General features: G+C 74.6%; 14 protein-coding genes. 13 read left to right on the top strand and 1 reads right to left on the bottom strand.

Annotated elements, in window-relative coordinates; genetic code table 11:
- Nucleotides 1-41 precede the first annotated feature (41 nt).
- The 4 genes from IE217_RS24685 to IE217_RS24670 all read left to right on the top strand — a co-directional run bounded on the left by IE217_RS24685 (nucleotide 42) and on the right by IE217_RS24670 (nucleotide 1,815).
- The gene (locus IE217_RS24685) at nucleotides 42-641 is read left to right on the top strand and encodes a DUF5947 family protein (protein ID WP_190180115.1); all 600 of its coding nucleotides are present in this window, start codon (nucleotides 42-44) and stop codon (nucleotides 639-641) included.
- A 25-nt stretch (nucleotides 642-666) separates the two neighbouring features.
- The gene (locus IE217_RS24680; RefSeq protein ID WP_190180114.1) at nucleotides 667-873 is read left to right on the top strand and encodes a hypothetical protein; all 207 of its coding nucleotides are present in this window, start codon (nucleotides 667-669) and stop codon (nucleotides 871-873) included.
- Nucleotides 874-947: 74 nt separating this feature from the next.
- Complete coding sequence (locus IE217_RS24675; protein WP_190180113.1) at nucleotides 948-1,103, top strand: hypothetical protein; 156 nt, start codon at nucleotides 948-950, stop codon at nucleotides 1,101-1,103.
- 175 nt (nucleotides 1,104-1,278) lie between these two features.
- Nucleotides 1,279-1,815: a MarR family winged helix-turn-helix transcriptional regulator gene (locus tag IE217_RS24670; protein ID WP_190180140.1), complete on the top strand. Its 537-nt coding sequence runs from the start codon at nucleotides 1,279-1,281 to the stop codon at nucleotides 1,813-1,815.
- Here the strand turns inward: IE217_RS24670 and IE217_RS24665 are convergent.
- A complete protein-coding gene (locus tag IE217_RS24665; protein ID WP_190180112.1) occupies nucleotides 1,785-2,861 on the bottom strand; it encodes a PP2C family protein-serine/threonine phosphatase in 1,077 nt (358 codons plus the stop codon). The genes IE217_RS24670 and IE217_RS24665 overlap by 31 nt on opposite strands.
- A gap of 169 nt (nucleotides 2,862-3,030) precedes the next feature.
- Between IE217_RS24665 and IE217_RS24660 the strand changes: the two genes are divergently transcribed.
- The 9 genes from IE217_RS24660 to IE217_RS24620 all read left to right on the top strand — a co-directional run bounded on the left by IE217_RS24660 (nucleotide 3,031) and on the right by IE217_RS24620 (nucleotide 11,849).
- On the top strand, nucleotides 3,031-3,525 hold the full coding sequence (locus IE217_RS24660; RefSeq protein WP_190180111.1) for a nitroreductase family deazaflavin-dependent oxidoreductase: 495 nt from the start codon (nucleotides 3,031-3,033) through the stop codon (nucleotides 3,523-3,525).
- A 50-nt stretch (nucleotides 3,526-3,575) separates the two neighbouring features.
- Nucleotides 3,576-3,734 carry a chaplin family protein gene (locus IE217_RS34920; RefSeq protein ID WP_229865579.1) on the top strand — a complete coding sequence of 53 codons (159 nt, stop codon included), beginning with the start codon at nucleotides 3,576-3,578 and terminating at the stop codon, nucleotides 3,732-3,734.
- A gap of 154 nt (nucleotides 3,735-3,888) precedes the next feature.
- Complete coding sequence (locus tag IE217_RS24650) at nucleotides 3,889-5,556, top strand: molybdopterin-dependent oxidoreductase (RefSeq protein ID WP_190180110.1); 1,668 nt, start codon at nucleotides 3,889-3,891, stop codon at nucleotides 5,554-5,556.
- Between the two features lie 98 nt (nucleotides 5,557-5,654).
- Nucleotides 5,655-6,332 carry a fasciclin domain-containing protein gene (locus tag IE217_RS24645; protein WP_190180109.1) on the top strand — a complete coding sequence of 226 codons (678 nt, stop codon included), beginning with the start codon at nucleotides 5,655-5,657 and terminating at the stop codon, nucleotides 6,330-6,332.
- Nucleotides 6,333-6,447: 115 nt separating this feature from the next.
- Nucleotides 6,448-7,704 (top strand): NAD(P)/FAD-dependent oxidoreductase, encoded by a 1,257-nt coding sequence (locus IE217_RS24640; protein WP_190180108.1) that lies wholly within the window; start codon nucleotides 6,448-6,450, stop codon nucleotides 7,702-7,704.
- Nucleotides 7,698-8,450 (top strand): DUF1365 domain-containing protein, encoded by a 753-nt coding sequence (locus IE217_RS24635; protein ID WP_190180107.1) that lies wholly within the window; start codon nucleotides 7,698-7,700, stop codon nucleotides 8,448-8,450. The genes IE217_RS24640 and IE217_RS24635 overlap by 7 nt, the downstream gene beginning before the upstream one ends.
- Complete coding sequence (locus IE217_RS24630; protein WP_190180106.1) at nucleotides 8,447-9,733, top strand: class I SAM-dependent methyltransferase; 1,287 nt, start codon at nucleotides 8,447-8,449, stop codon at nucleotides 9,731-9,733. Before IE217_RS24635 ends, IE217_RS24630 begins: the two co-directional genes overlap by 4 nt.
- Entirely contained in the window at nucleotides 9,730-11,046 is a 1,317-nt protein-coding gene (locus IE217_RS24625) for an SAM-dependent methyltransferase (RefSeq protein ID WP_190180105.1), read from the top strand. The genes IE217_RS24630 and IE217_RS24625 overlap by 4 nt, the downstream gene beginning before the upstream one ends.
- Nucleotides 11,043-11,849 carry a DUF1295 domain-containing protein gene (locus IE217_RS24620; protein ID WP_190180104.1) on the top strand — a complete coding sequence of 269 codons (807 nt, stop codon included), beginning with the start codon at nucleotides 11,043-11,045 and terminating at the stop codon, nucleotides 11,847-11,849. The genes IE217_RS24625 and IE217_RS24620 overlap by 4 nt, the downstream gene beginning before the upstream one ends.
- Nucleotides 11,850-11,877: the final 28 nt, after the last annotated feature.

Genomic DNA, 11,877 nt, shown 5'->3' with positions numbered 1-11,877 from the left:
CCTCACCACCCTCCACACCCCCACCTACGGCCCCCAAACCCATGCCTGACACCACCACGGGAGCCCTGGCGCGGGTCGTGCGCGGCGTGGCCGAGCTGCGGACGCGGGCCGGTGAACGCTGCGATCTGTGCGGTGAGGAAGTGCCGCCGGACCACCGCCACTTGCTGGACACCGGCAGCACGGAGCTGATGTGCGCGTGCCGGGCCTGCTCGGTCCTGTTCGTCGAGGAGGCCGCGAGCGAGGGGCGTTACCGGCTGGTGCCCGAACGGCGGGTCAGGCTGCCCAAGCTGGACACCACCGCCCTGGGAGTGCCGGTCGGCCTGGCGTTCTTCGTGACCCACCGGGACGGCACCGTCACGGCCCACTATCCGAGCCCGGCGGGCGCCACCCGGTGGGAGGCCGACGCCGAGGCCTGGCGCGAACTGGCGGCGGGCTGCCCCCCGTTGGCGACGCTGGAGCCGGATGTCGAGGCGCTGCTGGTCAACACGGCCCGCGGGCAGGAGCACCACTGGATCGCCCCGGTCGACGACTGCTTCCGCATGGTCGCCGTCGTACGGACGCACTGGCGCGGTCTGTCCGGCGGCGGCCGGGTCTGGCCGGCGATCGAGGAATTCTTCGCCGAGCTCACCGAACGGCAGTGAGCGCACCGAGAGTGAGGAGCAGACCATGGGCAGGATCAGAGTCGGCAAGCCCGACGTGAAGCCGGACACCCCCAAGCACGTCCCGGGACTGCACGAGGGCAACTCCGGCCCCTACGAGCGGCAGCCCGGCCACCACAAGGACGGCACCGCCGACGCGCGCCGCTCCACGGGCATCCACTGGCGCAAGCACAACGCCATGATGAAGATCATGCCGAACCTCCCGCCGGGCTGAGCCGGCCGCACCGCGGGCCGGACCGCACGACAGGTCAGTACAGGCATGGACACACGAACCGGGAAGGAACGGGGATGAGGATCACGGCCAAACAGGTGCTGGCGGCGCAGGCCGCCGTGGTCGGAGGGCTGGCGCTCGTCCTGCTGGTCCGGGAGATGCCGGGGATCGTGCGCGAGATCAGGATCTGGCGGATGGTGGGCCTCGGCCCCGGCTCCCGGCCGCCGCGCTGACCGGTCCGCCGGGCGGGCTCGAACCGCGACGCGGTAGAAAGGACGCATGCTGGAGCGCGATTCTTCCACCGTGGGGCCTTCGACCGTGAGGCCCTCCGTCATGGGCTCTTCCGCGACGAGCCCCTCCGCCGTCGGTGTGGACACCGTCGGCGCCGACGACATCGGCGTGGACGGCATGGGCGTCGACGGCGTGGGCGCGGACGACGTCGACGCGGTGACCCGTGCGGTGCTGACCGCCTCACGGCTGCTGGTCGCCGTGTCGGCGCGGTCGCTCACCGTCCTGGAGGACCGCGTTACGCTTCCGCAGTTCAGGATGCTCGTCGTGCTGTCGACGCGCGGAGCGACCAAGCTGGTCACCCTCGCCGAGCTGCTCCAGGTGGCGCCGTCCACGGCGATGCGCATGGTGGACCGCCTCATCGCCGCCGAACTCGCCGACCGCCAGGTCAACCCGGACAACCGCCGCGAGACCATCCTCCGCCTCACGGCCGCGGGCCGGCGCGCGGTCGAGGAGGTCACCGCACGTCGCCGTGCCGAGATCGCGGCGATCGTCGAGCGGCTCGCCCCCGACCGGCGCGCCGCACTCGTCGAGGCGCTCGGCGCCTTCAACGCGGCGGGCGCCGAGTCCCCGGTCCTGGCCTCCGGCGACCTCGAACTCCACCCCCTCGGCTGGCCGGTGCCGCGTCAGGCGGGCCCCTCGGAGTGCTCCCGGTAGCGGACCAGGAGCATCGCCGCGTCGTCGTGGAGGGGGCCCTCGGCGTAGCGGACCAGGTCGTCGCGCAGCCCCTCCAGCGCCTGGCGCGCGTCGGGCTCCTTCAGCAGCACCGCACGGTCGGGCAGCGGGTAGAAGGCGCCCCGGCCGTCGCGGGTCTCGGTGACGCCGTCGGTGTAGAGCAGCATCTGGTCCCCGGGCGCGAACCGGACCGTGAACGGCTTGGCCTCCGGCCCCTGGTGGGCCGCCAGCCCGAGCGGCAGCGCGTACTCCGCGGGCTCGGGGAAGTCGAGTCTGCCGTCGCGCCGCATCACCAGCGGCGGCGGATGGCCGTAGTTGAGGAAGACGACCTGGTGGTCGGAGCGGACCTCGGCCAGGATCGCGGTCACGAACTTCTCGCCGTCGCCCTCCCTGGCCACGCTGCGCTCCAGCCGCGCGCCCACACCGCCGAGGTCCGGCTCGTCGTGCGCAGCCTCCCGGAAGGCGCCCAGCACCACCGCCGCCGTCTCGACCGCGGCGAGCCCCTTGCCCTGCACGTCCCCCACGATCAGCCGCACGCCACGCGGGGTGGCGACCACCTCGTACAGATCGCCGCCGATGTGCGCCTCGGCGACCGCCGAGGTGTACGACACCGCCATCCGCAGGGAGCCCACGTTCAGCGGGACGGGCCGCAGCAGCACCCGCTGGGCGACCTCCGCGATCGAGCGCACCCCGGCGAGCTCCGCCTCCCGTCTGCCGCGCATCACCGCGGCCGCGATCCCCGCGCCCGTCACCCCGGCGACCGAGACCATGGCCGTGAACCCGCGCCGCTCCGCGAACAGCCCGTCGTACATGCCGAGCGCGAGGCACAGCAGCAGCGCCAGCACGCCGACGAGGGCCGTACGCCGCCAGCCGCCGACCAGTCCGGAGAAGGCGGGACCCAGCGACACCAGCGGAAGGAGGCCCACACTCGGGCCGGCCACCAGGTCCACCAGAGCGACGGCGGCCATGGTGATCAGCGGCAGCCAGGACAGGACCGCGTGCCGTGGCTGTGGTCGCTCTGCGGTCATCGACGTACTCCTGCGGTGCTCCGGTTCGGGACGACCGCTCCTCGCGGGCGTCCGGCATCCTTTAGACTATGCAAAGGTCGTGCCGTCAAGTGGCGGGGCCCGGAACCTCGTTACCCGAAAGAAGTGCCCCGGCGCTTCCACCCCCAAGCGCGGAAGGCGGCAGTCGGCCATGGCGCAAGGCCCCGTCCGGAGCAAGCACCGACCCCGGCCCAGTGGGTGGCGGCGCACCGTCGCGCGGCTGCCGCTCAAGCTCTACCGCGTCGGCCTCGGACCGCTCTTCGGCAACCGCCTGTTGCTGCTGCACCACACCGGGCGCACCTCCGGGCTTGACCGGTCGGTGATGCTGGAGGTGGTCACCCGCGACGCGGCGCGCGGCAGTTGGACCGTCGTCTCCGGTTTCGGTCCCCGCGCCGACTGGTACCTCAACCTGCGCCGGCGGCCCGACACCGTGATCCAGGTGGGCAACCGCCGCCACCGCGTGACCGCGCGCTTCCTCACGCCCGCCGAGGGCGGCGACATCATGGCCCGTTACGCCCCGAGGCATCCGCGACTGGCCCGCCGGCTCTGCGCGTTGATGGGCTTCACCGTCGACGGCAGCGAGGCCGGCTACCGCAGGGTGGGGGAGTCGATCCCCTTCGTACGGCTCGAGGAAGCGGACCGGTAGCCGCCTCCGCGCGAGCCTCCCCGCCGGCCCCCGGGCGGTGCGGCGTCCGGGTGAACCCGGCCGGTCCTGGCAATCCCCTCGCCCGCCCGGCCCGGATCACCGGTGTCCGCACGAACACCGAGGAAGACAACACGGTGAACGTGATCGGCGCGCTGAACCCGGCGTTCGGCAACGCCTGCGTCAACACCGGGACGCGCGACGCCATGTGAGCCCGTCCACCACGCGGCCACCAGGGCCCGTTCGGCACGCACAGCGGCCCCGCCGCCGCGCGGCCGGGCGGGCCCTTCGCGTGGCGGACCGATCGCGCAGGTGCGGGGACCGATCGTGTAATACGTCGCCGAAGGCGCGGCGGACTGCCAGGAAATGTTTCTTCACCTGATCGGGGGAGCCACCAATCCGGCCCGGCCGCAGGACCGGATTCCCACCGTGAGGGACGAAGAGAAGGACCAGCGGACACCGCACGGCCTGCCGCGCCTCGCGCTCGGCGCGCTGAGCGGGGCGCTGGCCGGGTTCGCCGCGCTGGCGGTGGCCGAACTCGTGGCGGCGGCGGTCCGGCCGCAGGCCGGGCCGGTGGTCGCGGTCGCGGGCGCGGCGATCGACGCGACGCCCGCGCCGGTGAAGGACTGGGCGATCCGCCACTTCGGCACCGACGACAAACTGGTGCTGCAACTCGGCATCCTCGCCGTGCTCACCGTGCTCGCCCTGGCGCTGGGCACGGTCGCGGTGCGCCACCGGCGGGTCGGAGCCGCCGGGGTCCTTCTCTTCGGGGCCGTGGGCGCGCTGGCGGCCACCGGCCGCCCCGACTCGGCCGGTCCCGCCGACGCGCTGCCCTCGGTGGCGGGCGCCGTCGCCGGAGCCCTGCTGCTGTACGCCCTGGCCGGTCGGCTCCGGCCGGCGGCCCCGCCGCACGAGCCCGGGGCCGCCCCGGCCGGGCGCGAGGGGTGGAACCGCCGGGGATTCGTGCTCGCGGCCTCCGCCGCCGCGGCCGCGTCGGTCGCCGCCGGCGCGGCCGGCCGGTCCCTGAACGGCTCGCGCGGCCGTGACGCGGCCGCCTCCCGCGCGCTGGTCACGCTGCCCCGGCCGGGGTCACCGGCCCGTCCGGTGCCCCCACGGGCCGAACCGCGCATCGCCGGCATCAGCCCCTTCACGACCCCGAACAAGGACTTCTACCGCGTGGACACCGCCCTGGTGGTGCCCAGGGTGGACGCCACCGCCTGGCGGTTGCGCGTGCACGGCCAGGGCGTGCGCCGACCGGCCACGTACACCTTCGACGACCTGCTGCGGCGCGGGCTGATCGAGCGGGACATCACCCTGACCTGCGTGTCCAACGAGGTCGGCGGGCCCTACGTCGGCAACGCCCGCTGGATCGGAGTACCGCTGGCCGCCCTGCTCGCCGAGTGCGGGGTGAGGCCCCCCTCCCGCGGCGGTCCCGCCGACCAGCTGGTGGCGCGCTCGGTGGACGGCATGACGCTGGGCACCCCCGTCGAGGACGTGCTGGACGGCCGCGACGCGATGCTCGCCCTCGGCATGAACGGCGAGCCGCTGCCCTTCGAACACGGCTTCCCGGTACGGATGGTGGTCCCCGGCCTGTACGGCTACGTCTCGGCCTGCAAGTGGATCGAGGACATCGAACTCACCACGTTCGGCGCCTACGACCCGTACTGGGTGCGCCGCGGCTGGGCCCGCGAGGCGCCGGTCAAGACCGAGTCCCGCATCGACACCCCGAAGCCGTTCGCCCGGCCCGCGGCCGGCACGGTGATGATCGCCGGAGTCGCCTGGGCCCAGCACCGGGGCATCGACAAGGTCGAGGTCCGCGTCGACGACGGACCCTGGCAGGAAGCCCGCCTGGCCGCCGAGGACACCCGGGACACCTGGCGCCAGTGGTCCATCCCCTGGCGGGCCGCCAAGGGCGGCCACACCCTCACCGTGCGCGCCACCGACCGAACCGGCGCCGTGCAGACGGACCAGCGCGCCCGCACCATCCCCGACGGCGCCACCGGATGGCACTCCGTGGTCGTGACCGTCGAGTGACCGGCCGCGCCCCGACGAGGCGCCGGCCCCCGAACCACCACACCCCACCACCCCCGGGCGCGGCCGCACCGTGCCGCGCGATCCAACAGGAGAAGATGATGAACACCCCTGTCCGCCGCCCCCGCATCCGCCGCACCGCCGGTCTCCTCGCCGCCGCGGCCGTGCTGCCGCTGGCGCTGACCGCCTGCTCCGGCAGCGGCGGCGACTCCGGCAAGTCCGACTCCTCCGGCAAGGCGTCGGCCCCGGCCACCACCGGCAGCGGCGACATGGGCGGCTCGACCGCATCCGCGAGCGCCATGGACCAGCCCTTCGGCGCGGCCTGTTCGGCCGTGCCCAAGAACGGCGCCGGATCCTTCGACGGCATGGCCAAGGACCCGGTCGCCACCGCCGCCTCCAACAACCCCGTGCTCTCCACGCTGGTGACGGCGGTCAAGAAGGCCGGCCTGGTCGACACCCTCAACAACGCCCAGGACATCACCGTGTTCGCACCCACCAACGACGCCTTCGCCAAGATCCCGAAGGCCACCCTCGACAAGGTCCTGAACGACAAGGAGCAGCTCACCAAGATCCTCACCTACCACGTGGTCGGCAAGCGGCTCACCCCCAAGGACCTGCAGAGCGGCTCCTTCACCACCCTGGAGAAGTCCAAGGTGACCACGTCCGGCTCGGGCGAGTCCTACACGGTCGACGGCTCGGCGAAGGTGGTCTGCGGCAACGTCAGGACCGCGAACGCCAACGTCTACATCGTCGACACCGTGCTCATGCCCAGGAGCTGACCCGCACCGCGCCCGCCGGCCCACGCACGCAGCCGGCGGGCGCCCGCCCCGGCGCCGGCCCGTCGCGCCGGCGCCCCGCCACGTTCCACCACAACTCGCCGGGAGGGAAAGAGCCATGCGCCGCACCGCCGTCGTGGGCAGCGGAGTCGCGGGACTGACCGCCGCGCACATCCTGGGCCGTGCCCACCACGTGACCCTGTACGAGGCCGACGACCGGCTCGGCGGCCACGCCCACACCCACGAGGTGACGGCGCCCGACGGCCGCACGCACCGCGTCGACTCCGGATTCATCGTGCACAACCGCCGCACCTACCCGCACCTGCTGCGGCTGTTCACCGAACTCGGCGTCGCCACGCAGGAGTCGGAGATGAGCATGTCGGTGCGGTGCGAGGGCTGCGGCCTGGAGTACGCCGGCGCCCGCGGCCCCCGCGGACTGCTCGCCCGGCCACGCCACGCCCTGCGCGGCCGTTACCTGCGGATGCTGGCCGAGGTCCCGGTCTTCCACCGGGCCGCCCGCCGCCTGCTCGAGCGGGGCGCCGAAGACGCCCTGACGCTCGGCGAGTTCCTCGACCGGGCGGGCTTCTCGCCCTATTTCCGGGCCCACTTCATGACCCCGCTGGTGTCCGCCGTCTGGTCCTGCGACGCCGGCACCGCCCAGCGCTACCCGGCCGCGTACCTGTTCCGCTTCCTCGCCCACCACGGCATGCTCTCGGTGACCGGCTCACCGGTGTGGCGGACGGTCACCGGCGGCTCCCGCACCTACGTCGACCGCGTCGCGGCCGGCCTGCCCGAGGTGCGCACCGCGAGCCCGGTCCGCTCCGTGCTGCGGCACTCCGACGGCGCCGAGGTGACCGCGCACGACGGCACCACCGCCTCCTACGACCACGTGGTCGTCGCCGTCCACCCCGACCAGGCGCTGCGGCTGCTCGCCGACGCCACACCGCGGGAGAAGGAGGTGCTCGGCGCCTTCCGCTACTCGCGCAACACCACCCTCCTCCACACCGACACCAGCCTCCTCCCGCGCGCCCGGGGCGCCCGCGCCTCCTGGAACCTCCTGATGCCGTCCTGCCACGCGGGCGCCGACCGGGTCCGCGTCAGCTACGACATGAACCGGCTCCAACGCCTCGACGCGGCAGCCACGTTCGTGGTCAGCCTCGGCGGACAGGACCGCGTCGACCCCGGCCGGGTGCTGGCCCGTATGACCTACGAACACCCGGTCTACGAACCGGAGTCCGTCGCCGCCCAGCGCCGGCTGCCCGGACTGAACACGAACGTCACCGCGTTCGCGGGCGCCTACCACGGCTGGGGCTTCCACGAGGACGGCTGCCGCAGCGGCGTCCACGCCGCGGCCGCGCTGGGGGTGCGGTGGTGACCGCGCCCACCGCCCGCCCGGGGCCGCCCGCCCTCTACCCGTGCACCATCACCCACGTACGCCGGGCACCGAAACGCTACGCCCTGCGCCACCGCACCTACATGTGGCTCATCGACCCCGACCGCCCGCCGCGGCTGCCCCGGCCGCTGCGGCCGCTGGCCCGGTTCCGTGCCCGCGACCACTTCACGGGCCGCGCCCCGTCGATCCGGGCCGCGCTGGACGGCTTCCTCGCCGAACACGGCGTCGACCTGCGCGGCGGCCCGGTCCTGATGCTCGCGCACGCCCGTGTCCTCGGGCACGTCTTCAACCCGCTCACCCTGTACTGGTGTCACGGCCCCGACGGCGCCCCGCGCTGCGTGGTCGCCGAGGTGCACAACACCTACGGACAGCGCCACGCCTACCTCCTGCACACCGACGCCTCGGGGACCGCCCGCACCGGCAAGGAGTTCTACGTCTCGCCCTTCCTCCCCGTCGACGGCCAGTACCACATGCGGCTCCCGCCGCCCGGCGAGCGGCTGAACCTGACCGTACGGCTGGAGCGGCCCGGCAGCCCGCCCTTCACGGCGACCGTCCACGGCACCCGGCGCGCGGCCACCGTTCCCGCGCTGCTGCGCCTGGCGCTGCGCCGCCCCTGGTCGACCCTCGCGGTGTCGGCCGCCATCCGCTTCCACGGAATCCGCCTGTATCTGCGGGGCCTTGAGGTGCAACCGCGCCCGGGCCGCCGCACCCCGGAGAGTGCGACATGACCACGGCCCATCCCCGCCCCGCCACCCACCGCACGACGGCGGGCCCGCGGACCGAGCCCGCCGGCCGCGAGCGCCGGCCCGACGTGGCCGCCGTGCCCGACGCGTCGTGGCCCGTCCGCGCCGTCGCCGCGTCCGTCGTCCGGCGCGCGCTGCGCCGACTGCCCCTGCGCGTACGGTTCGCCGAGGGCGCCACCGTCGGACTGGGCGGCCCGCTGATAGAGGTGCGCGACCCCCGCGCCTTCCACGCCCGCATCGGCCGGCACGGCCTGATCGGCTTCGGCGAGTCGTACATGGCGGGTGAGTGGGACGCCCCCGACCTGCCCGGCGCGCTCACCGTACTCGCCGCGCACGCGGCGAGCCTGATCCCCGCCCCGCTGCAACGGCTGCGCGGACTGTGGGCCCAGCGCCAGCCCGCCGCCCAGCGCAACACGCCCGACGGCGCGCGCACCAACATCAGCCGCCACTACGACCTCTCCAACGACCTCTTCGCCCTCTTCCTGGACGAGACGCTCACCTACTCCTGCGCCGTCTTCCGGGGCTTCCCCGCCGACCGGTCCCTGCTGGCCGCCGCACAGCACCGCAAGATCGACCGGCTCCTCGACCTGGCCGGCGTCCGGGACGGCACCCGGCTGCTGGAGATCGGCACCGGCTGGGGCGAACTGGCGCTGCGGGCCGCCGCCCGCGGCGCGCACGTCACCTCGCTCACCCTCTCCCGCGAACAGCGCGAACTGGCCCTCACCCGCGTGCGCGAGGCGGGACTCGCCGACCGCGTCCGCATCGACCTGCGCGACTACCGCGAGGCCCGCGGCACCTACGACGCGGTGGTGAGCGTGGAGATGATCGAGGCCGTGGGCGCCGAGTTCTGGCCGGTGTACTTCCGCACCCTCGACCAGCGCCTCGCCCCGGGCGGCCGGGTGGCACTCCAGGCCATCACCATGCCCCACGACCGGATGCTGGCCACCCGCGACACCCACACCTGGATCCAGAAGTACGTCTTCCCCGGCGGCCTGATCCCCTCCACCGAGGCCGTCGAGCAGGCCGTGCGCGACCACACCGGGCTGCGAGTCGCCCGCCGCGACGGCTTCGGCGCGCACTACGCCGAGACACTGCGGCTGTGGCGCGAGCGCTTCACCGAGCGCGCCGGCGAGGCCGCGGCCCTCGGCTTCGACGAGACCTTCCGCCGGCTGTGGACCTTCTACCTGGCCTACTCCGAGGCCGGTTTCCGCTCCGGCTACCTCGACGTCCAGCAGTACCTGCTCACCAAGGAGGACCCCGCCCGATGACCACCGCCCGCACCCTCGCCCGGCCCGGTGCCGCCCACCGGCTCGCCGCACTCGCCGAGGACGCGCTCGGCGGACCCCTGCCGGTCAGGCTGCGCACCTGGGACGGCAGCGAGACCGGCCCGTCCGGCACGCCCGTGGTCGTCGTCCGCTCCCGCCGCGCCCTCAGGCGCCTGCTGTGGGAACCCGGCGAACTCGGCCTGGCCCAGGCCTACGTGACGGGGGAGCTCGACGTGGAGGGCGACCTCGGGCAGGGGCTGCGCCTGCTGTGGGCCGTCGTCCGCGAGCGCGGGCCGCGCGCGCCGCGCACCGCGTTCACCGACCGGGCCCGCGCCCTTCGCGAGGCCGTACGGCTCGGCGCCCTCGGACCGCGCCCGCCCGCCCCCGCCTCGCAGGCCCGGCTGCGCGGCGGCCCGCACACCAGGGCCCGCGACCGCGCCGCGATCAGCCACCACTACGACCTGTCCAACGACTTCTACCGTCTGCTCCTCGACGACACGATGGCCTACTCCTGCGGCTACTGGACGGACGAGGACCCCGCGGCCGCCCCCGCCGCGGCCCAGCGCGCCAAGCTGGAGCTGATCTGCCGCAAACTCGCCCTCGTGCCCGGCGCCCGGCTGCTCGACATCGGCTGCGGCTGGGGATCGCTGAGCCTGTACGCGGCCGAACGGCACAAGGCCCACGTCACCGCCGTGACCCTGTCCCGCGAACAGGCCGCGTACGTACGCGAACAGGTGCGCGAGCGGGGGCTTGCGGACCGGGTCGAGGTGCTCCGCCAGGACTACCGGGACGTCGCGGGCGCCGGCTACGACGCCGTGGCCGGCGTCGAGATGGGCGAGCACGTCGGGGACGCCGAGTACCCGGCCTTCGCCGCGGCCCTGCACCGGCTGGTGCGGCCCCGGGGGCGCGTACTGGTCCAGCAGATGTCGCGCGGGGCCGTCGCTCCGGGCGGCGGCGCGTTCATCGAGGCGTACGTCGCCCCGGACATGCACATGCGGCCGATGGGGGAGACCGCCGGGCTGCTGGAGGCGGCGGGCCTGGAGATCCTCTCGGTGGAGTCGATGCGCGAGCACTACGTGCGCACCGTCGCCGCCTGGCACCGCACGCTGGAGGAGCGCTGGGCGGAGTTCGTGCGGACGGTGGGCGAGGAGACGGCGCGCGTGTGGCGGCTGTACCTGGTCGGAGGCGGGCTCGCGTTCCAGGAGGGCCGCATGGGCGTCGACCAGTTCCTCGCCACCCGCACGGCGGCGGGCGGCGACAGCGGGCTGACGGCGGCGGAGACGGCGGCCTGGCACCGGGACCTGGACGTCCGGTGAGCACGTTCTCCTGGGGCGCCTTCGCCGTCAGCCTGGCGTGGTCGGCGGCCACCGCCCTGGCCGTCATGCTCGGCACCTTCGTGATCGCCCTGGCCCGCGGAGCGCACCGGATCGTGGACGTCGCGTGGGGCGTCGCCTTCACCGCCGTCGCCGTGGTGACCTTCGCGGCCTCGGCCGGCCACGGCGACCCGGGCAGGCGGCTGCTGGTGACGGTCCTCACCGCCGTATGGGGGCTGCGGCTCGCCGCGCACATCGCCCGCCGCGGGCGCGGCCACGGAGAGGACCCCCGGTACGAGGCACTGCTGGCCCGCGCGCCCGGCGACCGCCGCCTGTACGCGCTGCGCGCGGTGTACCTGCTCCAGGGCGCGCTGGTGTGGCTGGTGTCCCTGCCCGTGCAGGCCGCACAGTACGGACCGGCCCCGCTGTCCGCGCCGGCCTTCGCCGGGGCGGCGGTGTGGGCGGCCGGGCTGGTCTTCGAGGCGGTAGGGGACGCCCAGCTGGCCCGCTTCAAGGCCGATCCGGCCCACCGCGGCCGGATCATGGACCGGGGGCTGTGGCGCTACACCCGCCACCCGAACTACTTCGGCGACTTCTGCGTCTGGTGGGGGCTGTACCTGGTCGCCTGCGACGCGGGCACGGGGGCCGCCGCCGTCTCGGTCCTCTCGCCGCTCGTCATGAGCGCGCTGCTGACCAAGGGCAGCGGGAAGCGGCTGCTGGAGCGGCACATGGCCGAACGGCCCGGCTGGGCGGCGTACGCGGCCCGTACCAGCGGGTTCTTCCCGTGGCGGCCACGCGGCGGATGAGACACGGACCGGCCCGTGGGGGAGCCCG

Source organism: Streptomyces naganishii JCM 4654, from assembly GCF_014650575.1.
GTDB lineage: Bacteria > Actinomycetota > Actinomycetes > Streptomycetales > Streptomycetaceae > Streptomyces > Streptomyces naganishii.
Note: the sequence above shows the minus strand (reverse complement) of the source record. Positions and strands in the feature narration are given on the sequence as shown.